Genomic DNA, 24,131 nt, shown 5'->3' with positions numbered 1-24,131 from the left:
AGAAACGCTGATTCTCGCGGGACTACCCCTGATGACCTGCGGCCTTTACCGTCGGTGGCGGCACCAGCCGGACAGGGCGGCGGCAACGGCGGTGTCCCGGGTATCTACAGCCGGTGACCATGCCTGGCCGGATCGTGGGAACGGCTGTCTACCCGGCCGCCACCCGCCGGTACCCTGATGCCGGCAGGTTGGCAGCAGCTGGAGGGAGTGGACCGCCGTGGCACTGGTGGTGCAGAAGTACGGCGGGTCCTCGGTCGGCGACGCCGAACGCATCAAGCGCGTCGCCGAGCGGATCGTCGCGGCCCGCAAATCCGGCGACGATGTCGTCGTGGTCGTCTCCGCGATGGGTGACACCACCGACGAGTTGCTCGACCTGGCGGGGCAGATCAGCCCACTGCCGCCCGGCCGGGAGCTGGACATGCTGCTCACCTCCGGGGAGCGGATCTCGATGGCCCTGCTCGCCATGGCCATCCACAACCTCGGCTACGAGGCCCGGTCGTACACCGGCTCGCAGGCCGGCGTGCTGACCACCTCGGTGCACGGCCGGGCCCGGATCATCGACGTCACGCCGGGCCGGCTGCAGGGCGCCCTCGACGAGGGAGCCATCGCGATCGTCGCCGGCTTCCAGGGGGTGTCCCAGGACACCAAGGACATCACCACCCTGGGTCGGGGCGGCTCGGACACCACGGCGGTGGCGCTCGCTGCCGCGCTGCACGCCGACGTGTGCGAGATCTACACCGATGTCGACGGCGTCTTCACCGCCGACCCGAGAATCGTGCCCAACGCCCGACACATCAAGCAGATCACCTACGAGGAGATGCTGGAGTTGGCCGCCTGCGGGGCAAAGGTGCTGCACCTGCGCAGCGTCGAGTACGCCCGCCGCGCCGGGTTGCCGATCCACGTCCGCTCGTCGTACTCGACCAACACCGGCACCATGGTCACCGGATCGATGGAGGACCTTTCCGTGGAGCAAGCACTCATCACCGGAGTCGCCCACGACCGGAGCGAGGCGAAGATCACCATCGTCAGCGTGCCGGACGAGCCGGGTGCCGCCGCCCGGATCTTCGAGACCGTGGCCAACGCCGAGACGAACATCGACATGATCGTGCAGAACGTCTCGACCGAGGGCACCGGCCGTACCGACATCTCGTTCACCCTGCCCAAGGCGGATGGCCCGACCGCGATGGCCGCGCTCGGCAAGGTGCAGGAGCAGATCGCCTTCAAAGGTCTGCTCTACGACGACCACGTCGGCAAGGTGTCGCTGATCGGTGCCGGCATGCGGTCGCACCCCGGCGTCGCCGCCAACTTCTTCGCCGCCCTGGCCGAAGCGGGCGTCAACATCGAGATGATCTCCACCTCGGAGATCCGGGTCTCGGTGGTCTGCCGGGACACCGACCTGAACGCCGCCGTGCGCGCGGTGCATGCGGCCTTCGACCTCGGCGGTACGGAGGAGGCGGTGGTCTACGCGGGCACCGGGCGGTGAGCCGCGGTGCCTGACGCGAAGGCACGCCCGCTGCCGACCCTCGCGGTGTTCGGCGCGACCGGAGCCGTCGGCACCGTCATGTGCGAACTGTTGACCTCCCGGGCCAATGTCTGGGGCGAGATCAGGCTGCTCGCCTCGCCCCGCTCGGCCGGACAGCGGCTGCGCTGCCGGGGCGAGGAGTTGCCGGTTTCGGCGGTCAGCCCGGAAGCCTTCGACGGCGTCGACGTCGCGATGTTCGACGTGCCGGACGAAGTGTCCCGGCAGTGGGCGCCGATCGCCACCGCGCGAGGTGCCACCGTCGTGGACAACTCCGGCGCGTTCCGGATGGATCGCGGCGTACCGCTGGTCGTCCCGGAGATCAACGTGGCGCAGATCCGCCGCCGGCCGCTGGGCATCGTCGCCAACGCCAACTGCACGGTGCTGGCGATGATCGTGGCGATCGCCCCGCTGCACCACGAGTACGGGCTGCGCGAGCTGGTGCTGGCCAGTTACCAGTCGGTCTCCGGCGCCGGCCGGTTCGGCGTCGATCTGCTGCACCGCCAGCTGGCCAAGGCCGCCACCGACCGTACGCTCGGCTCACGGCCGGGCGACGTACGCCAGGCGGTCGGCGACGAACTCGGCCCGTTTCCGGCGCCGCTGGCGCTCAACGTGGTGCCGTTCACCGGTGACCTGGCCGACGACGGCTGGTCCACAGAGGAGCTGAAGCTGCGTGACGAATCCCGTAAGATCCTCGGGCTGCCGGATCTGAAGGTCTCGTCGACCTGCGTACGGGTGCCGGTGGTGACCGGGCACTCGGTCGCCGTGCACGCGGTCTTCGGCAGCGAAGTGACCGCCGACGGTGCCCGGGAGGTGCTGCGCAACGCCCCCAGCGTGATCGTCGTCGACGACCCGGGCAACGCGGAGTTCCCGATGCCGATCGACGCGGTCGGCACCGAACCGTCCTGGGTCGGCCGGATCCGTCGGTCCATCGACGACCCGCGCGCCATCGACTTCTTCGTCACCGGCGACAACCTGCGCAAGGGCTCGGCGCTGAACACCATCCAGATCGCCGAGCTGATCGCCCGGGACCTGCGGTAGGCCGGATGAGTTCGTGTACACCTCGCCGGGCAGATCGTCCGGTAGGCAGAGCAGCCCGGTAGTCCCGGTCGGCGTCGAGCACAGATAGGTCGGGTAAGGCCACCCGAGGCAGCTCGCAAGCGTGGAAGTAGTTCGACGCCCTGACTGGCATCAGCCAGTCAGGGCGTCGACCTGGTCGGGGTGGCCGGATTCGAACCGACGACCTCTTCGTCCCGAACGAAGCGCGCTACCAAGCTGCGCCACACCCCGAGGCACGCTGGGCAATACTAGCCCACCGAGCCGGCAGGGCAAATTCGGTATCCCCAAGCCACGTCGGTGGTGTGGCGGCCCGGTGCGGAGCCGACCAGCGGGAGATCAACGTCAGCGGGAGATCAACGTCAGCAGGGTGGCCTCCGGCGGGCAGGCGAACCGCACGGGTGCGGTCGGGTGGGTGCCGAGCCCGGCCGAGACGTGCAGCCAGGAGTCCGTGCCGGGCCAGCGGTGCAGGCCCTTGGCCATCGACCGGGGCAGGTCGCAGTTGGTGACCAGGGCGCCGACGAGCGGCACGCAGACCTGCCCGCCGTGGGTGTGCCCGGCGAGGAGCAGATTGAACCCGTCGGCGGCCATCCCGTCGAGCACCCGGGGCTCGGGGGAGTGGGTCAGGCCCAGGCTCAGGTCGGCCTGTGCCGACGGCGGGCCGGCGACGGCGTCGTAGTCGTCGCGTTCGATGTGCGGGTCGTCCACCCCGACCGCGTCGATCAGGCGTCCACCGGCCTTGAACGAGGCCCGGCGGTTGTTCAGGTCATGCCAGCCGGCACCGACCAGCACCTCACGTAGCTCCTCGAACGGCAGGTCGGGACCGGGCTGGTACTCCCGCTCGGGCAGCAGATAGCTCAGCGGGTTCTTCCAGACCGGGCCGGTGTAGTCGTTCGAGCCGAAGACGAACACGCCGGGCAGGTCCAGCAGCGGCTGCAGGGCCCGCAGCACCGCGGGCACGGCGGCCGTGTCGGCTAGGTTGTCGCCGGTGACGACGACCAGATCCGGGTCCAGCCCGGCCAGCCCGGCCACCCAGGCCTGCTTGCGTCGTTGGTCCGGCATCATGTGCAGGTCGGACAGGTGCAGGATGCGCAGTGGCTCCGCGTCCGGCGCGAGCACCGGCACGTCGAACCGGCGCAGGGTGAACATGTTGCGCTCGATGAGTGAGGCGTACGCCAGGGTGGCGGCGCCGAGAGCGGCGGTGCCGGCGGCGAGCCGGAATACGGTGCGCTTTCGCATGCCGCCCAGCGTAGTTTGACCAACCATGAACACAATGAAGGACCGCCTTACCGCCGACATGCGGGCCGCGTTGAAGGCCCGCGACGAGCTGACCACGTCCACGCTGCGGATGGCGCTGGCGGCGATCGGCACCGCCGAGGTCGCCGGCAAGGCCAAGCGGGAGCTCACCGACGACGAGGTGCTGTCCGTGCTGAGCAAGGAAGCGAAGAAGCGCCGGGAGGCGGCGGAGGCGTTTGCCGAGGCAGGCCGGGTCGACCAGGCCGCCAAGGAGCGGGCCGAGGGTGAGGTGCTGGACCGCTACCTGCCACGTCAGCTCGACGACGCCGCGCTCGCCGAGATCGTCGCCACGGCGCTCGGCGACGGTGGTTTCAGCGGCAAAGCGCAGATGGGTCCGGCGATGAAGGCGGCCCAGGCCGCGGTGGCCGGCCAGGCCGAGGGCGGCAGGGTCGCCGCCGAGGTACGCCGCCAGCTCGGCCTCTGATGCTGCGGGCCGCCCCATCTCCGGATTCGAACTGCCGATGGTCAGGCGCTCGCACCAGCGGGGACTGACGGGGCTGAGGGCGGGCACCGGAATGTCGGTGCCCGCCCTCAGTCCGTGCTAGCTGTCAGTCGTCCGAGTCGCCGGGGCGGCCGGGCGTACCCCTGTCGCCGGGCCCGTTGCCCGGCCCTTCGCTACCGCCCGGACTTGGTTGTGCACCCTGGCCGTTGCTGATCCGGATGATCACCGCGCCGCCCTTGATGGTCCGGCCGCTCGGACTGGTATTGGCGGCGGTGCCGGCCGGGCAGGTCGAGGTGACCGGGCCGGACCGGTCCACTTCGACCTGGAAGCCGGCGCCGGCGAGCCTGCTGCGCGCGTTGTCGATCGACTGGCACTCCACGTTCGGAATGGAGCGCTGCTCGCCGCGGACCAGCTTGCCGCCCGGTGGGGTGAACTGCTTCTTCTCCTTGCCCTTCAGCGCGTCGCGCAGGGTTTCGTAGACGGCCGGGTCGACGATGCTGTGCTTCATGGTCGCGTTGGTGTCGGCCCAGTCCGGATCGGCCAGCACGCCGGCGACCGAGAGCTGCTTGCTGGTGACGACCATGCTGGCGGTCTTCTCAGCGTCGGTGGTGCCGGTCTTGCCGGCCACCGGGTGCCCGACGATGCTGCGAACACCAGCCGCCGTACCGACCCGGCACCTCGTGGTGCTCGACCGGTCACCGACCGGGCAGCGTGCGGCGTCGATCGCGGCCCGGGCTACCTCGACGGAGACCGCCTGCTTGCACTGCGGCTGGGCGATGTCCAGGCTGTTGCCGTCCTGGTCGCGGATCTCCTGCACCGGCAGCGGCTTGCAGTACTTGCCGTCGGCGGCGAGCGTCGCGTACGCGTTGGCCATCTCCAGCGGTGTGGTGTTCGACACGCCGAGGGTGAAGGCACCCCACTGGTTGGCACCCTCCGGGTCGTTGGCGAACCGGGCGTCGTTGGCGGCCCGGAAGGTGATGCCGAGCCGCTGTGCCACGTCGATCGCGGCGGCTGCCCCGACCTGCTCCTGCAGTGGGATGAAGTACGTGTTGACCGAGCCGCCGAAGGCGCTCCACATGTCGTGTACGCCGTTCATGCTCGGGCTGGCGTTCTTCGGGCAGTACTTGTTGGTGCCCGCGCAGGCCGCCGGGCTGCCCCGCTCGACGATGTACTTCGACTCGTACGGGCTCTTCGCGTTGATCGTGTACTCCAGCGGGTAGCCCTTCTCCAGGGCCGCCACCACGGGGAAGATCTTGAACGTCGAGCCGAACTGGTAGCCGGTGATGTCACCACCGCCGGTGAGCAGCGGGTTGGTCGTGTTCGGGTAGGTGCCCCGGATGCCCTGGTCGGCCTTCTTCGGGTCGCTGGAGATCTTGTTCCGCGGGTTGTCCGGGTCGTCGAGCTTGTAGTTGCGGTTGACCGCCATGCTGCGTACGTAGCCGGTGCCCGGCTCGACGGCCGCGACCATCAGCGCGTTCTTGTTGCCGGTCTTCAGCGCGTCCTCGACGGCCTTCTTCGCAGCGTCCTGCGTCTGCACGTCGAGGCTGGTGACGATGTGGTAGCCGCCGCTCTTGAGCCGCCGTTCCCGGTCGTAGGTGGTCACGCCGAACGTCTCCTGCTCCAGCCACCAGCGGTAGAAGTAGTCGCAGAAGAAGCCCCAGTGGTTCTTGTTGGCGGCGACACAGCCGTTCGGCGCGCGTTTGCCGTTGACGACCAGCTCGACGGCCTTGGCGGCGTCGGCTTCCTCCTGGGTGATCGCTCCGGTCTTGACCATGTTGTCGATGACGTAGTCACGTCGCTCGACGGCCAGTGGGTAGCCGCCAGGGGTGGTCGGGTCGAACGAGGTGGGCGCCTTGACCAGGCCGGCGAGCATCGCGGCCTCGTCGATGGTGAGGTCCGCGGGTTGCTTGCTGAAGTAGACCTGGCTGGCGGCGAAGACGCCGTACGCGCCGTTGCCGAACGGAGCGATGTTGAGGTAGCGCTCCAGGACCTCGTCCTTGGTCATCTCCTTGGTGAGCTGCATCGCGTACTTCATCTCACGCAGCTTGCGGGCGTTGGTGTCCTCGGTGGCGGCGATGACGTCCTCCGGGTGGGTCGCCGAGTAGGCGATGGCCAGCCGGACGAACTGCATGGTCAGCGTCGAGGCACCCTGGGTGGTTTCACCAGCACCCTGGTTTGCGACGAAGGCGCGGGCGACGCCCTTGACGTCGACGCCGTTGTGCTCGTAGAAGTTGTGGTCCTCGGCGGCGATGATCGCCGCCTGCATGATCGGTGAGATGTCCTTGAGTGGGACGTCGCGGCGGTTTTCGTCGTACATGGTGGCCAGGGTGGTCTTGCCGTCGGAGGCGTACAGGTAGCTGATCTGCGGCGCCCGTTTGACGGTCAGCTCGCTCGGCAGCTTGTCGAACGTCTCGGCACCTGCCTTGGCGGCAAGACCGGACATCGCCACCGCGGGGAACGCGGCCGCGGCGACCACCACGCCGGCCAGCAACCCACAGATCAACAGTGAGGCGGCATTGGTCAGGATGTTGTGGTCTCGCTTGCGCATCCAGGTCACCCGATCAGGGTACGTGAGGTACTGGTGAGACCGCCGGTTGGCGTACCTGTGCATTTCCTGACGGCGTCGGCCTCGTTGTGCTAAACGCAGACACCCGTCGCGCGGTTGTGCTCTCCGCCGCCCGCTTTCCTCCGGGGAAGCCGTCGGCGGTGGGGTTTCCCTGTTTCAGCCGTGGGTACCCCTGCCCGGCACCTGTCTGGCAAGTGATGATGTGTCCGGATAGGTGGATTTCGGCAATAACGTTGCGTAATCATACGACTACACATGATGATGGTCCGGCGAGGATCGCACGGCGACCGTGCTGCGGGGGAAAGCGGCGCGGTTGGCCAGCTTGCCGACTGACTCCACCGGTTGGAAGCGGAATTGCTAGGGGGGACGTGGAAACGATGGGCATGATCGCTGATTGGCCCAGCCTGGCGGCGTGCCAGAGCGGAGACCCGGACGCGCTGTTCGTACAGGGCGCCGAGCAGAACGTGGCCAAGCGCATCTGCCGGGGCTGCCCGGTGCGGTACGAATGCCTGGCGGACGCACTCGACAACCGGATCGAATTCGGAGTCTGGGGCGGTATGACCGAGCGGGAGCGGCGGGCGCTGCTACGCCGGCACCCGCAGGTACAGAACTGGCGCAAGATGTTCGAAGCCGCCATGCGCGACCGTGACAAGGTGCTCGTCGCCACCAAGTGACGAGCGTGCCGGCGAACCGCCGCTACGCGCCCCGGCCGATCGCCCGACCGATCGTCCGTAGTCCGTCGACGTCGTGCACGTCGGCGGGCTGGGCGCGGACCGTCGCCACCGGCACGTGCGGGTAGGCGTCGGTGAACACCGTCGCCACCCGCTGTTCCCGCGCGGACTGCTGCGCCACGGCGGCGTGCATCCGCAGCACCTCGGCCGTCGAGGCATGCTCACCGGACTGGTCCAGTCGTCGCGCCGCGGCCAGGCTCCGCTCGGCCGACAGGTCGACCGCCGGTTCGTGCACCCGGTTGAGGACCAGCCCGGCCAGCGGCATCCGTTCGGCACCGAGTCGCCCAGCGAAGAAGGCGGCCTCGCGTACCGCATCCGGCTCGGGGGCCGCGACCAGCAGGAACGCCGTCTCGTCAGCCTGCAGGATCCGGTACGTCTGCTCGGCGCGCTGCCGGAAGCCGCCGAACATCGAGTCCAGCGCGGCCACGAAGCCGGACAGGTCGCTGAGCAACTGGGCACCGAGGATCTTCTGCACCACCCGGGAGAACATCCCGAACGAGGCGGTGACCAGGCTGAACATGCTCCGCCCGCCGGCTCTGGCCGGTGCCATCAGCAGCCGTAGCATCCGCCCGTCGAGGAAACGGGACAGCCGGGCCGGGGCGTCCAGGAAGTCCAGCGCGGAGCGCGACGGCGGGGTGTCCACCACAATCAGGTCCCACTCGCCGCCAGCGTGCAACTGGCCGAGCTTCTCCATCGCCATGTACTCCTGGGTCCCGGCGAAGGTGGAGCTCATCGCCTGGTAGAACGGGTTGGCGAAGATGTCGGCGGCCTTGTCGGCGTCGGTATGGGCGAGCACCACGTCGTCGAAGGTGCGCTTCATGTCCAGCATCATGGCGTGCAGTTCCCCGCCGCTGGCCACGACGTCGATGCCCTTGACCTGTCGGGGCGTGTTGTCCAGCTCGGTCAGGCCCAGCGACTGGGCCAGCCGGCGCGCCGGATCGATCGTGAGCACCACGGTGCGCCGCCCGTGCTGCTCGGCCGCGCGCAGCGCCAACGCCGCAGCAGTCGTCGTCTTGCCCACCCCGCCGGCGCCGCAGCAGACCACGATCCGTACGCCCGGATCGGCCAGGATCCGGTCGACGTCCAGCGGTGGCGCTGCGTAATCAGGAGGCACCTGTCGAGCGTATCGGTGCCTGGCGGCGATCCGCCGTTCAAGTGGCTGTGAGGTCGCTTCCAGGTGTCGGCGGCGGCGCCAGCAACGTTTCGGCCAGGGTGTCCAGCCCGGTACGGGTGATCCCGTCCGGCAACAGCGGCAGCCTCACGATCGGCCGGCCCAGCTCCGACAGGTCGGTCTGCAGGGATTCCTCGAGTGCCCGGCGGGTCAGGTGCTCCTGCGCCTCGGTGCGCAATCCGGACACGATGCCGCGATCCGTCGGCAACCCGGCGGCGGCCAGCCCGCGCCGCAGCTCAGCCTGGCTCACCTGGTTGTCACCCAGCAGCGGCGGTCGGGTGGCGTTGAGGATCACGTTGCCCACCGGAATGCCCAGCCCGGTCAGGTCGGTGACCGCGTCCAGCGTCTCCTGAACTGGCATCTCCTCCAACAGAGTCACCACGTGCACCGCGGTGATCGGGGATCGCAGCAGCGCCGCCACCCCCTCGCTCTGCGTCTTGATCGGGCCGACCTTCGCCAGCCGGGCGGTCTCCGTCGTGACGTTGAGAAACCGCCCGATCCGCCCGGTGGGTGGGGCGTCCAACACCACCGCGTCGTAGACCCGCCGCCGGTCGGCCATCCGGGTGGTGGCCTCCTTGACCTTGCCGGTGAGCAGCACGTCACGCAGACCCGGGGCGATGGTGGTGGCGAAGTCGATGGCACCGAACCGGCGCAGGGCCCGACCGGCGGCGCCGAGCTTGTAGAACATGTCGAGGTACTCCAGGAGCGCCTCCTCCGGGTCGACCGCGAGCGCCCGAACCTCGCCGCCGTGGGGCACGCCGGCTATCCGGCGCTCCTGGTACGGCAGCGGCCCGAGGCCGAACAACTGGGCGATGCCTTGCCGTCCCTCGACCTCGACGAGCAACGTGCGCCGGCCGGCACTGGCCAGGGCGAGCGCCAGTGCTGCGGCGACACTGGTCTTGCCGGTGCCGCCCTTGCCGGTTACCACGTGCAGCCGGGACGGCCAGCCGGGCACGGCAGGCAAAGGTGCGTGTTCGGTGACTCCCACGTCCACCCAGACTAGCCAGTCCGAGTCAGCTGACGTCGCAGACGAACCAACTTGACCTTCGCACCACGACGAAACTGAGCTCCTGCTCGGCGCTGCGCTCGTCTTCGGTGATCATCTGTACGGTCACCGTGACGACCGCCCGATCCTCGGCCTGCTCGTCGACGGCGGGCACGTTCCACTCGAACTCCGGGTTGCGGTACGTCGACGAGTAGCCCTCGATCTCCTCGACCTTTTCGATCAGCGCGGTCTCGTCGCGGGCTTCCCGACAGACCAGGTCGGCGGCGGCGGTCACGTCGCGATCGGTGTAGACCGCCTGCAGAAACTCGTCCACCGCGGCGACCGGCTCTGCCGCGCCGCCGCCGGTCTCCAGGTTGTTGATCACCAGGAAGGCGGCGATCCCGCCGCCGCCGCAGAGCACCAGGACCACCGCGAGTACCAGCGAGGCGATGAGCAGTCCGCGTCGCTTTCCCGCCGGCGCTTCGCCAGCCGCCCCCGTACCGGGCGGTGCCGAGCCGGGCGGTGCCGAGCCGGGCGGCGGCCCGAAGGCCGACGACGCGCCTGGCCCGAACGTGCCGGGCTGTCCCGACCCCGGTGCGGGAAACGGCTGCCCCGGTGCCGCCGCGGCGAACGGCGACGGAGCCTGCGCAGGAGCAGCCGGCGGCGCCGCGAAGGGAGGCTGGGCCGGCGGGGCCGGGAACGGTGGCGGGCTCGGCGGGGTGGCCGGCTGCACGGCGGGCTGGGTGGCGGTCTGCTCCGCGGCCGGGTCGGGAGGGCGCCACGGCGGCGGCGGAAGGGGCTGCCCGGCGGTGCCGGTCGCCGACTCCCCGGCAGCGGTCTGCTCGGGCTGGCCGTCCGGTGGCTGGGCGTCGCCGCTGGGCGGTTGCGTCATCCTCATCCCCAGTTTCGTCGTGGGCGGGCGGTAGCCGCCGCCGACGGTCAGGGTAGCTGGCTGGCGCACCCGCCTCACCGACCCGGCGGCGGGTCGTAGGCTGTCGCGGAAGCCAACCCGAGCTAGCGGAAGCCAACCCGAGCTAGGAGCCATATCGCAATGCAGAAGTGGGAGTACGTCACCGTGCCGCTGTTGGTGCATGCCACCAAGCAGATTCTCGACAACTGGGGCGACGACGGGTGGGAACTGGTCGCCGTGGTTCCCGGTCCCAACCCCGATCAGCTGGTGGCGTACATGAAGCGACCGAAGGCATGACCGCCGGCCCGCACGCCCGGCTCGCCGACCTCGGGCTGAGCCTGCCGACCGTCGTCCCGCCGGTCGCCGCGTACCTCCCGGCGGTCCGCTCCGGGCAGCACGTCTACGTCTCCGGACAGTTGCCGATGGCCGACGGCGCGTTGCTCGCGGTCGGCAAGGTCGGTGCGGAGGTCACCGCCGAGCAGGCCAAGGTGTTGGCCCACCGGTGCGCGTTGAACGCCCTCGCCGCGATCGACCAGCTGGTCGGTCTCGACGCCGTCACCCGGATCGTCAAGGTCACCGGTTTCGTCGCGTCGGCCAGCGGGTTCACCGGTCAGCCGACGGTGGTCAACGGCGCGTCCGAGCTGTTCGGGACGGTCTTCGGCGACGCCGGACGACACGCGCGCAGCGCGGTCGGGGTGGCCGAACTCCCGCTCGGCGCCCCGGTCGAGGTGGAGGTCATCGTCGAGGTGTCGTGACCTCGCCAGCTGAGTCGACCTGAAGATGTCTCGGCGAAGTCACGGCGCGGTCGTACGATCCAAGCCATGACCGCGCACGTCACCGCCCCCGCCACGGCCCTGGCCAGCCAGCTGCCGGACTGGGTGACCCTGTTGCGGGCGCCCAACCCCGGGCCGATGACGCTCGACGGGACCAACACCTGGGTGCTGCGCCAACCGGGTGAGCGACTCGGCGTACTCGTCGACCCGGGGCCGGCGGACGCCGCGCATCTCGACCGGATCGCGGCCCACGGCCCGTACTCGGTGATCCTGGTCACCCATGGGCACCCCGACCACGTCGACGCGGTGCCGGCGGCGCGCGAGCGCCTCGACGCCCCGGTCCGGGGCCTGGTCGCCGAGTACCAGCAGTTGCCCGACCCGGTCCGGGACCGGACCGTGCTGTCCGTCGGCGGCCTGACGGTCACCGTGCTGGCCACCCCGGGGCACACCGGTGACTCGGCGTGCTTCCTGGTCGCCGGGCCGGACGGTCAGCGGGTCGTGCTGACCGGGGACACCATTCTCGGCCGGGGCACCACCGTGGTCGCCTGGCCCGACGGGGACCTCGGCGACTACCTGACCAGTCTGCGGCTGCTGGCGACGTACGACGGGCTGGTCGCGCTGCCGGGCCACGGGCCGGCGCTGGCCGACTGCGCCGTCGCCGCCCGGTTCTACCTGGCCCATCGGCAGGCCCGGCTCGACCAGGTCCGGCAGGTCGTGGCGGCTGGCGTGACGGACCCGGCCGCCGTCGTGGCCGAGGTCTACGCGGACGTGGACCGGCCGCTGTGGTGGGCCGCCGAATGGTCGGTACGAGCACAGCTGGCGTATCTGAACGGGCTGGAACCGCAGTGACCTGCCCGGTCTGCGGCACCGTCGCGGTGCCCGGTGCCCGGTTCTGCCACAACTGTGGTGCCGCCCTGCCAGCGGCGGCGTTCCTGCCGGCCGCCGAGCGCCGGGTGGTCACCGTGCTCTTCGGCGACCTGTCCGATTTCACCTCCTGGTCGGAGGATCTCGACCCGGAGCGGGTCGGCGCGGTGACCGACCGGGTCCTGGCCGCGTTGGCCGGGGCGGTCAAGACATTCGGCGGACACGTCGACAAGCTCACCGGTGACGGGATCATGGCGGTCTTCGGCGCGCCGGTGGCACACGAGGACGACGCCGAGCGGGCGGTGCGGGCGGCGCTCAGCATGCAGCGCGCGGTGCGGCGGGTGCTCGACGACGAGCGCGGCGGCGGCGCTCCGCTGGGGCTACGGGTCGGGCTCAACACCGGCGACGTGGTGGCCGGCATCCAGGCGGCGATCGAATACACCGTTATCGGCGACACCGTCAACACTGCGGCCCGGCTGGCTGACGCCGCCGCGATCGGCGCGGTGTACGCCGGATCACGCACCGCGGCAGGCACCCGGCACGTGGCCGCCTGGCGGCAGTTGCGACCACTGCGGCTCAAGGGCAAGCGGGCTCCGGTCGAGGCGTACGAGCTGCTCGGGCTGCACGACGCGCCCGGCACCCGGTCGGGCATCGGTGATCAGGCCCCGTTCGTCGGTCGGGAGGCGGAGGTCGGCCGGTTGGCCGGCCGGCTCACCGAGGTGATCGACCACGGTGATCCCCGGGTGCTGGTGTTGACCGCGGAGGCGGGCATCGGCAAGTCCCGGTTCGCCGCCGAGGTCGAGCGGTACGCCGCCGGCTACGACGTCGGCACCGGGCGGTACGCGGCCCCGACCGGCGCCCGCGTGTTGTCGGTGCGCTGCGCTGCGTTCGGCGAACGGCGCCGGCTGGCACCCTTGGCCGACCTGGTACGCATAGCGGCCGGCCTGCCCCGGGACAGCTCCACCGCCGTCACCCGTCAGGTGGTCGAGGAACGGCTGCGTCGGCTCGGCCAGCGGCTGGCCCGGGCCAACCCGGATCCGCCGCCGATCGCCGTCGACCTGCTGCTGACCCTGCTCGGGTACGCCGACCCGCCGGCCGCCCACCCGTCCTCGGGCCCGGCGGACCTGACCGCCGACGCGCCGGTGCTCGACTCGGAGGCGATTCCGGGTGCGGTCGCCGACCTGCTCAGTGTCCTGGCCGAGGAAACGCCGCTGCTGATCGTCGTGGACGACCTGCACGACGCGCTGGCAGAGACGGTCGTGGCGTTGGGCGAGACGTTGTCGCGGCTCACCGGCCCGGCACTGGTCCTGCTGCTGGGGCGGCCCGAGTTGGTGCGGACCGCCGGTGCGCTGACCCGGGTCGCCGACGCCGAGGTGCACGCGTTGCCGCCGTTGCGCGGTGCGGACGCCGCCCGGCTGTTGACGTCCTACCTGGGCGGCGGGCGGCTGCCCCAGCCGGACGTGGACCGGTTGCTCGCCACCGCCCAGGGCAATCCGTTCTACCTCGCCGAGTTGGTGACCCTGTTGATCGAGCGGGGGGCGTTGACCCGGACCGGTCCGGGCCCAGGTCCGGGCCCGGGCACTGGACTGCCGGGTCCGGCGTCGGTGCCAGGGGCCGGCGACGGCGGCGACGGTGCGGACTGGCGGCTGGTGCCCGGCTCGCTGAGCAGCCGGCTGCTCTCTCGCGACCTGGCGGCGGTGTTGGCTGCCCGGATCGACGCGTTGCCGGCCGACGCCCGGTCGGTGTTGCGGGACGCCGCCGTGGTGGGCGATGTCGTGCCCGGCGGCGCCTTGGAGGCGCTGCGGGACCGGCGCGACGGACGGCCGACCGCCGTCGTCGCCGTCGAGCTCGACCGGGCGGTCGAGGAGTTGCTGCAACGCCGGATGTTGCGCCGTACCCGCACCGGCTATGCCTTCCCGACCCCGTTGATGCGCGAGGCCGCGTACGCCGGGATCGGCAAGGCCGACCTGGCGGAGCGGCATGCCTGCCTGGCCCGGTGGGCGGGTGCGGCGGTCGACGACGCGGCTGCGCCGGGCGTTCCCGGCGGCATCGCGGCCCCGGCCGGCGCGGCGTCCGGCGGCGGGGTCGGCGGGATGAGCCCGGCGCTGCGCGACGCGTTCGTCGCCGACCACGCCGAGCGGGCCGTCGGGTTGGCGGAGGCCGTCGGGCTGCGGCCGGACTCGCCGTCGCGGACGGTGGCGCCGCTCGCGGTGGCGGCGTTGGGTCGGGCGTCGCGCCGGGCGATCGCGGGCGGCGAGCCGGCACTCGCCGTCGAGTACGCGGAGCGGGCGACGGCGTTGGGCGGTGAGGCGGTGCCCAAAGCCGACCGTCTGGTCTACGCCCGTGCCTTGTTGCAGACCGGCCGGCCCGCGGACGCGTTGGCCGACGCGGAGAAGGTCCTTGCCAACGCCGGCGACGACGCCGCGGCGAGGTCGGGCGCGTTGCTGGTGGCCGGCCGGGCGCATCGCGCGCTGGGCGACGGCGACCGCGCGTTGACGGTCTGGCGGGAAGCGTTGCAGGTCGCGACGGATGCGGGGCTGCCCGCCGAGCGGGCGGAAGCGATGCGTCGGCTCGGGATGGCGGATTTCCTGGCTGGCCGGCTCAGCCGGGCGAGTAGTCGCTTCGCCGCCGCGTACCAGGTGAATCTGGCGGCGGGCGACCGTCGCGGGCAGGCCTGGTCGTTGCAGAGTCTGGCCTGGGTGACCACCACCCGGGGCGACTTCGCCGGCGCGGACGCGGTGCTCGCCCGGGCGGCGCGGCTCTTCGCCGAACTCGACGATCCGGTCGGGCGGTCCTGGCTGCGGGGCACGACGGCGTTCGCGCGGTTGCTCTCGGGCCGGTTGGCCGACGCCCGTCGGCTCGCGGCGGTGTTCCTGCCGTTCGGCGAGCGGGTGGGCGAGGCGTGGGCGGTCGGCTCGTTGCGCGCGGTCGAGGCGTTCGCCGCGGCCGAGTTGGGCGACCTGGCTGAGGCGGACCAGTCGGCCCGGCGGGCGTACCGGGACTTCGACAGCGCGGCCGACGACTGGGGGCGCGGCTTCGCGTTGTTGGCCAGGGGCGCGGTGGCCCGCGGGCTGGGCGAGCTGGAACACGCGGGTGATCTGCTGTCCGACGCGCTGGACCAGGGGCAGCGGATCGACCATCCCCTGTTGATCGGGATGGCCGGCACGTTGCGTGGGTTCGTGGCGTTGGAGTGCGGCGACGTGGCGTACGCCGAGCGGTTGGCCCAGTCGGTGCTGACCTCGGTCGAGCCGCACAATCCGTTGGCCGCGGTGCAGGTGGGGCCGCGCGTGCTGCTCGCGTCGGCGCGGTTGGCCGCGGGGGATCCGGCTACCGCTGTCGGGCTGCTGACGCCGATCGCGGCCGCTACCGGCACCGAGGCGGTGCTGCTTTCCCGACGCCACGCGCTGGCCCGGTACGCCGCCGCGTTGTTGGCCGACGGACAACCGGAGCGGGCGCTGCGCTGGGCGCGGCGGGCGCTCGAAGCTCCGGCCGAGGACGTGCGAAGCCGGGTGATCGGGCTGCAGGTGTCGGCCACCGCGTTGGCAGCCAACGGTGATCATCAGGGCGCGCGCCGGGCCGCCGACGAGGCGGTCGCCCTGGCGTACGCCACCGAGCAGGTCAGCGAGCGGGCGAGGGCGGAGCAGGTCAGGTCCGTTGTGGAGAAAGGCGCGGCGTCCTGACCGGTGGGTCAGGATCTTGTGGTACGCCCGGTAGGTCGACGGTGTCGACCCGGTGATGACGGGCGGGCTGACCGCTCGTTAGCCTGTACCCACAGTGGCTCCACCGTGGGCGTCACCGGGCCGGAAGGACACCTCCCGATGAAGCTGCCCCGTTCGTTGTCCGGCTGGACCATCGCGGTGTTCGGCGCGATGGCGTTGCTGATGGGCGCGGTCGGCCTGGCGCAACCCGACATCCTGTTGGGCCTGCTCGGCTTCGAGGTGGTGCCGGCGGCGCAGCGGGCGGACGGCGACTACACCCGTACCTTCATGGCGGCGTCCTCGATGGCCTCGTTCAACATGGGGGTGTACTACCTCCTGGCGGCGGTTACCGACTGGCGGCCGTTCTTCCTCTTCACGGTGGTGTTCCGGCTGGTAACGACGACGGTGTTCAGCGGGCTGATCCTGTTCGACGTGGCACCGGCGCGGTTCGTCGGGGTGGCCGCCTGGGAGGGTGTGGGGGCGGTGGCGACCGGGGTGGCGCTCCTGGTCGACCGTCGGCGTGGTGAACGGGCGGCGGCGACCAGGTAGCCGCCGGACCGCCCGGCCGTCCGGCGGGTTGGGTACCGTTTACCGTGTGAACGACAGGACGCAGAGCGCACTGCCGTTTCCGGCAGTGCCTGGACTGTCAGATTTGTCAGTGTTTGCCAGGGGTGGCTTCGCCACGGTCTATCGGGCGGTGCAGGAGTCGGTCGGCCGCGAGGTCGCCGTCAAGGTGGAGAACCGGGCCCTGGACAACGAGCGTGACCAGCGGCGCTTCATGCGCGAGGCGCGCGCCGCCGGACGGATGTCGTCGCATCCGCACGTGGTCGACCTGTTCGACGTCGGCGTCACCACGGACACGCATCCGTACCTGATCATGGAGATGTGCGACGGCTCGTACGCCGACCGGATGAAGACCTCGCCGTTGGACGAGTTCGAGGCACGCGACGTCGGGGTGAAGATCGCCGATGCGCTCGCCGACGCGCACCACCTCGGCGTGCTGCACCGCGACGTCAAGCCGGCCAACATCCTCTATTCGCGGTTCAACGAGCCGGCGTTGGCCGATTTCGGGCTGGCCGTCCTGGTCGAGGCGCGCGACGCCTCGGTCACCCTGGAGGTGCTCACCCCGGCCTACGCGCCGCCCGAGTCGTTCCAGCATCGTCCGCCGTCGCCCGCCGCTGACGTGTACGCGCTCTGCGCCACCCTCTACGCCATCATGCGCGGAAAGCCACCCCGCTGGGACGACGAACGCAATCCCAGTCTGGTGATGTTGCTGGAGTTGTTCGACCAGCCACTGCCGGATCTGCCCGGGGTCAACCCGGCGCTGACCGAGGTGCTGCGCCAGGGGATGGCGAACGACCCGGCGGCCCGGCCGACCGCACTCGCGTTGCGGGACACCCTGGCCGCCGTACCACTGGGCCCGCACTGGAGCCCCGCCGCACCGCACCGGCCACCGTTCTCGATAGCTCCGGTCTCCGGCGGTCCGTCCGCCGGCTCCGGCGGCCAGATCGCCCCGGCCCCGTCCGGGCAGCCGCGCGCGATGCCGGTGCCGGCCCAGGGCGGTTCGCCCGTGCCGGCCCAGGGCGGGCAGCCGGGCGGCGTCGCGCCGCAGCCAGCTGCCGGGCAGGCGGCCTGGAGCGTTCCGGTGCCACCTCCGCCCGGTCACCAGACCGGGCCGAACCATGGATGGCACTCGGCCGACGACCTGACGACCCGGACCAGCCCGCCCGCCGGTCCGACCGGCGCTGCCGGGAGTCCCCGGCTGCGGATGCTGGCCAGCGGGCTCGGCGTGTTGGTACTGCTGGCGATGACGAGTCTGGGCACCTGGATCGTGGCCAAGGGCTCCGGGGGCGGTGCGTTCAACCAGCCGACGGCGGTGCCGTCGGGCCAGTTCACTCCGCAGCCGGCGGCCTCCGGCAGCACCGCTGCCGCCGGAGGCGTGCTGCCGAACTGCCAGCTGACGATCCGACCGGAGCTGCGCTGCCCGACCGACAGCGAGTGCTTCGACGCGCAGGCGACCGGCGAGCCGCCGGCCCTGTCCGCTACCGCGTGTACCGGCAGGCACACCTGGGAGACGTTCGTCGTCGGCGAACTCCCGGCACGACTGCTCGGCGCCGACCACGCGCAGATCAAGGCCGACCCGGACATCGGGGCGGCGTGCAGCGAGAACGTCTTCCGGATGGTCACCCTGCGGATGGACGTCCGCGGCTGGCGGTTCGAGGTGCTGCCTCCGCACGCCCTGGCGCTGGCCGACGGTGATCACACCTTCCGCTGTCTGGCCGGCAAGGGTCCGGGCGCGCTGATGGGTCCGACGCTGGTGAATCGCTGACCGGCGGTCGCGGCTCGGTCGGATCGCGGCTGGCCCCGGCTGCCGGCTCGGCATCGAGCCGGTCGTCCGGCACGGCGATGGCGTGATCGGGTCGTTACCGGATCGACCGCAACTATCGGACGTCGCCGGCCGTATCAGAAGCGGGTACCCACATGATGAGGAGAGCAAATCATGTCATTCGTCCGTAACGATGGACGGGCTCGCTTCGCGGCGGTCGTGTCGGCGGCGGCCATGTCGGCCGGGCTGGTCGCGGGCTGCGGCGCTGCTGGAGAGGCGGTGCCCGCGGCGACCGCACCGACTGAATCCGTTGCCGTGCACACGCCGAACGGCACGGACGTCGCATTCGCCCGGGACATGATTCCGCACCATCGGCAGGCGATGGAAATGGCCGATCTCGCCGTCGACCGAGCCGGTAGCGCCGAGGTCCGTACCCTGGCCGACCAGATCCGGCAGGCACAGGACCCAGAGATCACCCAGATGGCCGGCTGGCTGACCGAGTGGGGCCAACCCCTGCCGAGCCCTGGTCAGTACACCGGCCAGGACGAGCACCACGGAATGCCCGGCATGATGACCGGTGCCGAGATGGCGGCCCTGGCCGGCGCTGCGGGGGCCGAGTTCGACCGGCTCTTCCTTGACATGATGATCCGGCACCACGAGGGTGCGGTGCGGATGGCCGGAATTCTGCACAGTGACGGCATCCACCCTGCGGTTCGTCAGCTGGCCGAGTCCATCGCCACCAGCCAGCAGAGCGAGATCACCGAGATGCGAGGGCTGCTGGAGCGGCTCTGACCGGCGTCGATCAGTTGACGGAATTCGCCGAACGGGTGATCATTCGATATTGCCTGCTGCGACTACATTGAGGGCTGGCCGGCAGAGTGGACGGCTTCCGAATTCGCATGATCTTGACTGTCGTAGTCGGGCGGAGGCTGTCATGGCAGACACACCCATCCCAGTTCACCCGTCTCGTCGGCGTCGATCACGGCAGGTGCTGACCACTGTGGCGGTCGTCGCGACCCTCGCCCTGGCCGGTTTCACGGCCTGCGACGACGAGAGCGAGCCGCCGCAACGCACCGTGAAAGGGCTACGGGACGCCTCCACCATCAGCCACCGGGAAAAATTGCGCATCGGCATCAATGACGACTTCCCACTGATGTCCTACTTGGAAGGCAATGTCCGGAAGGGATTTGATGTCGAGATCGCTCGGTACATCGCCAGCTCGCTCGGCTTCCAAGGTGATCTGCGCATCCAGTGGGTGCTGGTGCGGACCGAGGACCGGATCGCAAAACTGCGCAGCGGCGAAGTCGACATCGTCGTGGCCAGCTTCTCCATAACGGCTGACCGTGAGGAGTTCGTCGGCTTCGCCGGACCCTATCTGATCACTTCCCCGGAGGCGCTCGTCGCGACGGAGTACGCCGATGAGATCAAGTCCCTGCCGGACCTGCGTAAGGAGGGGCACGTCGTCTGCGTCGCGGGCGGGTCCACCACCGAGCAGCTCCTGATCGAGCGCGGGATTCCCCGGGTGGAGGCGGACAGCCCGACCGACTGCCGGGACGGCATCCTGCGCGGGGAGTTCCACGCAATGGTCTCCGACAAGACGATTCTCGCCGGCTTCCGGTCACAGAATCCCGATCAACTCACCCTCGTGGACATGCCGTTCGGCGTCGAGGAGGCACTTGGCATCGGCGTACCACCGGAGGACGAGAATCTGCGTGACCTGGTCAGCTACTTCCTGAACAAGAGCTATCTGCAGGGGCAGCGGGGCGAGACGACCGTGTGGCAGACGGCGTACACCAACACGCTCGGCCCCTGGCTGGGCGCTGCCGACCAGCCCCCTCCGCTACAGGCACCCGATCTCGTGGATCACGACGACAAAGTCCAGCGGTGACTTCCCCCGGCCGGCGCACCGAGGACGAGGAACGGCAGACCCGGGCCGCTCAGCAGTTCTGGAGCGTGGTGGTCGGCGCTCCGGCGATCGTGTCGGTGCTTCGGCTGGTCGTCGAGGCCGGCGGTGAACCGCAGACCACCCTGCTGCTGGCCGCCAACGTCAACCCGGTCAACCTCATCGCCGCCTTCGTCACCACGGCGAGCCGGCTGGTCTCCGGCGCGATGGTGGCGCTGTTCGCGATCAGCGCGGTGCTGTCGATCAGCATCGACAACGATCAGCAGCGGTGGCGGGACCGACGCCTGCCACTACTGGCCAGGTGGAAGCGGGTGGTGCCGGTCTGGTTCGTGATCGTCACCCTGCTGGTAGCGGCGGTCACCTGGAAGATTCTCTATCTACCGCTGCTGCTACCGGCGATCGTGGCTACCTTTCAGACCTCCCCGAACCGGCTGCACGACCGCCGCAGCGTCCGGATCATGTTCGTGGCCGCGCTGCTCGCCGCCTACTACGGACTGTTGGGCCCGACGCTCGTCGAGGCCGTCGACACCGGCGAATGGATCGCGGCGTCGGTGCTGGGGCTGCCGCCGCTACTGGCCCTGGTGGTGACCGGTCCGGTCCTGCCGCCGACGGTGCGACCCCTGGTGGCGACGGGCCAACTGGCCATCATGATCATGTTGATCTGGACGTCGTACTCGGTGGCGACCGCCCCGGTCCTGCCCAGCACGGTGACCTCCGTCGTCGCCGACGACGGGACCGAGAAGATCCGGGGCAGCGTGATCGCGGTCGACGACGTCAGCCTGGTGATCCTGCAGGAGCGGGGCGGTGTCCGGTACGTACCCACTGACGACGTGGAGTCCCGGGTGCTCTGCCCGAGCGAAGCGGACCTACCGCGCTACCGCCTGTGGGTGTACGGGTTCCACGTCGAGGACTCGCTGCTGCAGGCGCTGGGCCGGGAGGTCCGCCCGATCACCCCGGTGGACGCGGTCTGCCGGGCGACGTCGCCACGCTGACCCGATCCGCTCAGGATCGACGGCAGGCCGCGTCGGCCGCGAGCAGGGCCCGGCCCCGCCGCGTCGGCCCCGGATCAGACGCGGGCGCGCCGGGCCAGCCGCTCCGGATCCAGGATGATGATGCTCTTGCCGTCGAGGCGGAGCCAACCACGGGACGCGAAGTCGGCCAGCGCCTTGTTGACCGTCTCCCGGGAGGCACCCACCAACTGGGCGATCTCCTCCTGGGTGAGGTCGTGGGTCACCCGCAGCACGCCACCGTCGCGGGTACCGAACCGGCCCGCCATCTGCAGCAGATTCTTGGCGACCCGACCGGGTACGTCGGTGAAGATCAGGTCGGCGAGTGCGTCGTTGGTCCGGCGCAGCCTCCTGGCCAGCACCCGGAGCAGCTGCTCGGCGATCTCGGGCCGATTGTTCAGCCACGGACGCAGGGCCTGCTTACGCAGTCGGGCCAGCCGGGTGTCGGTCACCGCGGTCGCGGTCGCGGTGCGCGGCCCCGGGTCGAACAGGGAGAGCTCGCCGACCATGTCCGACGGGCCCATCACCGCGATCAGGTTCTGCCGGCCGTCGGCGGCCCGCCGGCCGACCTTGATCTTGCCGGTCAGGACGATGTACAGGCTGTCGCCAGGCTCGCCCTCGTTGAACACGATCTCGCCCTTGCGGGCCTCGATCGTCTCCATCTCCTTAGCGAGCGCCTCGGCGGCTTCCGGGTCCACGCCCTGGAAGATCCCGCTACGAGCCAGCACCTCGTCCATCGAGCACCTCCGCCTGCGCGGCGTCCGTTCCCGGCACCCAGCCGTGACCTGCCGCGCGCAGTCAGTCTAGGTGCACTCCGCCCTTGGCAGGATGCGCACCCTCCGAATCTTGATCCAGGAGCGTAACCCAACCGGGTGGATCCGTCGTTAATATGCGGCACCGGCTCGCTCACCGGTCAATGCCGTGCGGCCGGCGGGACGACCCGCACCGGGCAGCCGTATGGTCGACCGGTGCCCGATGTCGCCCGTCCGTGGTTCGCCACCCGCACCGAGGACGGGTCTGCGCTGCCGTACGCCTGTTGGGCGCTGACCGAGCCGGCGCTGGCGATCAGTTCCGCACCGCTGGGCGGCGGAATCGGGCTGCGCTGGTGGGTGATCAACGCGACGGTGCCGATGTCGTACCGCCGCGACGACCCCGACACCCACCTCGCCGGGCTGGCCGAGCAGGCCGACCTGCGTGGACCCGGCGTCGGACTGCTGACCGGGGTGGACGTACGGCGGATGCTGGCCCGCGACGAGGCCGGGGTCCGCGTCTGGGCGACCGTTGGTCTGGGCACGCCAATCCTGGCCGCCGCCGCCGCCGACCCGGAACCCGGCCCGCCTGCGGGCCGGGTCGGCACGATCAACATCGTGGCGGCGCTGCCGGTCCGGCTCTGCGACGCCGCGCTGGTCAACGCCGTCGCCACCATCACCGAGGCGAAGGCACAGGCGTTGGTCGAACTCGGCCTGTCGGCGACCGGTACCGCAACCGACGCGGTCGTGGTGCTCTGCCCACCGGACGGCCCCGAGCAGCGGTACGGCGGACCCCGCTCCACCTGGGGTGCCCGGCTGGCTCGGGTGGTGCATCGCGGCGTCCTCGACGGTGCGCCCCGGTAGGCCGGCCGGACACGCCGGCAAACCAGCCGGACGGTGGTCGTCGCCGGCGGCCGACGGCCGGTAGGGTCACGCCAGTGACCGACGCTCAGCGTGCCTCCCGGGGCCGTAGGCGGCAGGAGCCAGCCGCCAGCCGCCCCATCGTGTCGATCGTCGCCTTGACCGCGGTCCTGCTCGGAGCGGTCCTGATCGGCCTCGTCACCCTCGGCGGGATCCTCCGTCCCAAGCCGGACCCGCAGTGGCAGCCGGCCGCGGCACCGACCGGGGCATCACCCAGCGTGGATTCCACCCCGGAGTCGTCGCAGGAGATCACGATGTCCGCCACCGGCGACATCGTGCTCGGCAACGTTCCCGACCGGTTGCCGCCCAACGGCGGGGCGGGCTTCTTCGACTCGGTCACCGAGACGCTCGCCGCGGATCTGGTGATGGGCAACCTGGAGGAGCCGCTGACGGTGGACACCGGGACCGGCAAGTGCGGCGCCGACTCCACCCAGTGCCACCAGTTCCGTGCCCCGCCGGAGTATGCGGCGCATCTGCGCGACGCCGGATTCATGCTGCTCAACCAGGCCAACAACCACGGGTACGACTTCGGCGAGGCCGGCTACCGAAACACCCAGCAGGCGCTGGAGGAGCACGGACTGGCGCACACCGGCGCCCGGGACCAGATCACCGTACTGGACGTCGAAGGGGTCACCGTCGCGGTGGCCGGCTTCTCCGCGTACTCCCCGCCGAACAACAGCCTGATCGATCTGGACGCGGCGGCGGAGGTGGTCCGCCGCGCCGACGAGCAGGCCGATCTGGTCGTCGTCCAGGTGCACATGGGGGGCGAAGGATCCGACCTGACCCGGGTCACCCCGGGCACCGAGCTGTTCCTCGGCGAGAACCGTGGCGACCCGATGGCCTTCTCCCACGCCATGATCGACGCCGGGGCGGACCTGATCGTCGGCCACGGCCCGCACGTGCTGCGCGGCATGGAGTTCTACCAGGGCCGGCTGATCGCGTACAGCCTGGGCAACTTCGCCGGTGGCGGCGGCACGTTGAGCAGCAACGGCCGGCTCGGGTGGGGTGGCGTACTGAAGGTGTCGCTCACCCGTGACGGCGAGTGGACCGGCGGCGAGTTCCTCTCGACCTACATGAACGGCAACGGTCTGCCGACCCCGGACGAGGAAGGCCGTGGCCTGGGCCTGGTCCGGGAGCTGAGCGAGTTGGACTTCCCGCAGACCGGCCCGCGGTTCGGCGACGACGGGAGCATCTCCCCGCCGTCGAACTGAGCC

Annotated in this window: 21 protein-coding genes and 1 tRNA gene; 15 read left to right on the top strand and 7 right to left on the bottom strand. The window is 70.9% G+C overall.

The features are described 5' to 3' along the window. Positions 1-217 precede the first annotated feature (217 nt). A complete protein-coding gene (locus ACFHVL_RS24040) occupies positions 218-1,483 on the top strand; it encodes an aspartate kinase (protein WP_416630693.1) in 1,266 nt (421 codons plus the stop codon). Between the two features lie 6 nt (positions 1,484-1,489). Further along, on the top strand, positions 1,490-2,560 hold the full coding sequence (locus ACFHVL_RS24035; protein ID WP_416630692.1) for an aspartate-semialdehyde dehydrogenase: 1,071 nt from the start codon (positions 1,490-1,492) through the stop codon (positions 2,558-2,560). Between the two features lie 172 nt (positions 2,561-2,732). Here ACFHVL_RS24035 and ACFHVL_RS24030 read toward each other — a convergent pair. Beyond that, a tRNA-Pro gene (locus ACFHVL_RS24030) sits at positions 2,733-2,809 on the bottom strand. Between the two features lie 111 nt (positions 2,810-2,920). Continuing rightward, positions 2,921-3,814: a metallophosphoesterase gene (locus ACFHVL_RS24025; protein WP_416630691.1), complete on the bottom strand. Its 894-nt coding sequence runs from the start codon at positions 3,812-3,814 to the stop codon at positions 2,921-2,923. 25 nt (positions 3,815-3,839) lie between these two features. On the opposite strand from ACFHVL_RS24025, the gene ACFHVL_RS24020 reads away from it, so the two are divergent. Beyond that, the gene (locus tag ACFHVL_RS24020; protein ID WP_416630690.1) at positions 3,840-4,295 is read left to right on the top strand and encodes a GatB/YqeY domain-containing protein; all 456 of its coding nucleotides are present in this window, start codon (positions 3,840-3,842) and stop codon (positions 4,293-4,295) included. Between the two features lie 124 nt (positions 4,296-4,419). Here the strand turns inward: ACFHVL_RS24020 and ACFHVL_RS24015 are convergent, their stop codons facing one another. After that, positions 4,420-6,861 carry a transglycosylase domain-containing protein gene (locus tag ACFHVL_RS24015; RefSeq protein WP_416630689.1) on the bottom strand — a complete coding sequence of 814 codons (2,442 nt, stop codon included), beginning with the start codon at positions 6,859-6,861 and terminating at the stop codon, positions 4,420-4,422. A gap of 395 nt (positions 6,862-7,256) precedes the next feature. Here ACFHVL_RS24015 and ACFHVL_RS24010 point away from each other — a divergent pair, with 395 nt between their 5' ends. Then, positions 7,257-7,553, top strand: coding sequence for a WhiB family transcriptional regulator (locus tag ACFHVL_RS24010; protein WP_416630688.1), 297 nt, complete (start codon positions 7,257-7,259; stop codon positions 7,551-7,553). Positions 7,554-7,575: 22 nt separating this feature from the next. Here the strand turns inward: ACFHVL_RS24010 and ACFHVL_RS24005 are convergent, their stop codons facing one another. Genes ACFHVL_RS24005 through ACFHVL_RS23995 form a run of 3 tightly spaced genes read right to left on the bottom strand, consistent with a single transcriptional unit; the run spans position 7,576 to position 10,727 of the window. Continuing rightward, positions 7,576-8,724, bottom strand: coding sequence for an ArsA family ATPase (locus ACFHVL_RS24005; protein ID WP_416630687.1), 1,149 nt, complete (start codon positions 8,722-8,724; stop codon positions 7,576-7,578). A gap of 37 nt (positions 8,725-8,761) precedes the next feature. Further along, positions 8,762-9,745, bottom strand: a complete 984-nt coding sequence (locus ACFHVL_RS24000; RefSeq protein ID WP_416630708.1) for an ArsA family ATPase — start codon at positions 9,743-9,745, stop codon at positions 8,762-8,764. A 49-nt stretch (positions 9,746-9,794) separates the two neighbouring features. Beyond that, positions 9,795-10,727, bottom strand: coding sequence for a hypothetical protein (locus tag ACFHVL_RS23995; protein WP_416630686.1), 933 nt, complete (start codon positions 10,725-10,727; stop codon positions 9,795-9,797). 90 nt (positions 10,728-10,817) lie between these two features. Between ACFHVL_RS23995 and ACFHVL_RS23990 the strand changes: the two genes are divergently transcribed. The 9 genes from ACFHVL_RS23990 to ACFHVL_RS23950 all read left to right on the top strand — a co-directional run bounded on the left by ACFHVL_RS23990 (position 10,818) and on the right by ACFHVL_RS23950 (position 21,232). Beyond that, entirely contained in the window at positions 10,818-10,973 is a 156-nt protein-coding gene (locus ACFHVL_RS23990) for a hypothetical protein (RefSeq protein WP_282225106.1), read from the top strand. Then, positions 10,970-11,431, top strand: coding sequence for a RidA family protein (locus ACFHVL_RS23985; protein ID WP_416630685.1), 462 nt, complete (start codon positions 10,970-10,972; stop codon positions 11,429-11,431). The genes ACFHVL_RS23990 and ACFHVL_RS23985 overlap by 4 nt, the downstream gene beginning before the upstream one ends. Positions 11,432-11,497: 66 nt before the next feature. Beyond that, complete coding sequence (locus ACFHVL_RS23980; RefSeq protein ID WP_416630684.1) at positions 11,498-12,298, top strand: MBL fold metallo-hydrolase; 801 nt, start codon at positions 11,498-11,500, stop codon at positions 12,296-12,298. Further along, positions 12,295-15,993, top strand: a complete 3,699-nt coding sequence (locus ACFHVL_RS23975) for an adenylate/guanylate cyclase domain-containing protein (protein ID WP_416630683.1) — start codon at positions 12,295-12,297, stop codon at positions 15,991-15,993. Before ACFHVL_RS23980 ends, ACFHVL_RS23975 begins: the two co-directional genes overlap by 4 nt. 138 nt (positions 15,994-16,131) lie before the next feature. After that, positions 16,132-16,560 carry a hypothetical protein gene (locus ACFHVL_RS23970; RefSeq protein ID WP_416630682.1) on the top strand — a complete coding sequence of 143 codons (429 nt, stop codon included), beginning with the start codon at positions 16,132-16,134 and terminating at the stop codon, positions 16,558-16,560. 109 nt (positions 16,561-16,669) lie between these two features. Further along, the gene (locus ACFHVL_RS23965; protein ID WP_416630681.1) at positions 16,670-18,340 is read left to right on the top strand and encodes a protein kinase domain-containing protein; all 1,671 of its coding nucleotides are present in this window, start codon (positions 16,670-16,672) and stop codon (positions 18,338-18,340) included. 171 nt (positions 18,341-18,511) lie between these two features. After that, positions 18,512-19,129 carry a DUF305 domain-containing protein gene (locus ACFHVL_RS23960; protein WP_416630680.1) on the top strand — a complete coding sequence of 206 codons (618 nt, stop codon included), beginning with the start codon at positions 18,512-18,514 and terminating at the stop codon, positions 19,127-19,129. Between the two features lie 208 nt (positions 19,130-19,337). Continuing rightward, the gene (locus ACFHVL_RS23955; RefSeq protein ID WP_416630679.1) at positions 19,338-20,225 is read left to right on the top strand and encodes a transporter substrate-binding domain-containing protein; all 888 of its coding nucleotides are present in this window, start codon (positions 19,338-19,340) and stop codon (positions 20,223-20,225) included. After that, positions 20,222-21,232, top strand: coding sequence for a hypothetical protein (locus tag ACFHVL_RS23950; protein WP_416630678.1), 1,011 nt, complete (start codon positions 20,222-20,224; stop codon positions 21,230-21,232). Before ACFHVL_RS23955 ends, ACFHVL_RS23950 begins: the two co-directional genes overlap by 4 nt. A gap of 74 nt (positions 21,233-21,306) precedes the next feature. Here the strand turns inward: ACFHVL_RS23950 and ACFHVL_RS23945 are convergent, their stop codons facing one another. Beyond that, the gene (locus ACFHVL_RS23945) at positions 21,307-21,984 is read right to left on the bottom strand and encodes a Crp/Fnr family transcriptional regulator (protein ID WP_278119492.1); all 678 of its coding nucleotides are present in this window, start codon (positions 21,982-21,984) and stop codon (positions 21,307-21,309) included. A gap of 231 nt (positions 21,985-22,215) precedes the next feature. Here ACFHVL_RS23945 and ACFHVL_RS23940 point away from each other — a divergent pair, with 231 nt between their 5' ends. Next, positions 22,216-22,860: an adenosylcobinamide amidohydrolase gene (locus ACFHVL_RS23940; protein WP_416630677.1), complete on the top strand. Its 645-nt coding sequence runs from the start codon at positions 22,216-22,218 to the stop codon at positions 22,858-22,860. 137 nt (positions 22,861-22,997) lie between these two features. Further along, a complete protein-coding gene (locus tag ACFHVL_RS23935) occupies positions 22,998-24,128 on the top strand; it encodes a CapA family protein (protein WP_416630707.1) in 1,131 nt (376 codons plus the stop codon). The last annotated feature ends 3 nt before the right edge of the window (positions 24,129-24,131 follow it).

The sequence above is a fragment of the Micromonospora sp. LOL_023 genome, from assembly GCF_048060115.1.
Lineage (GTDB): Bacteria > Actinomycetota > Actinomycetes > Mycobacteriales > Micromonosporaceae > Micromonospora_E.
Note: the sequence above shows the minus strand (reverse complement) of the source record. Positions and strands in the feature narration are given on the sequence as shown.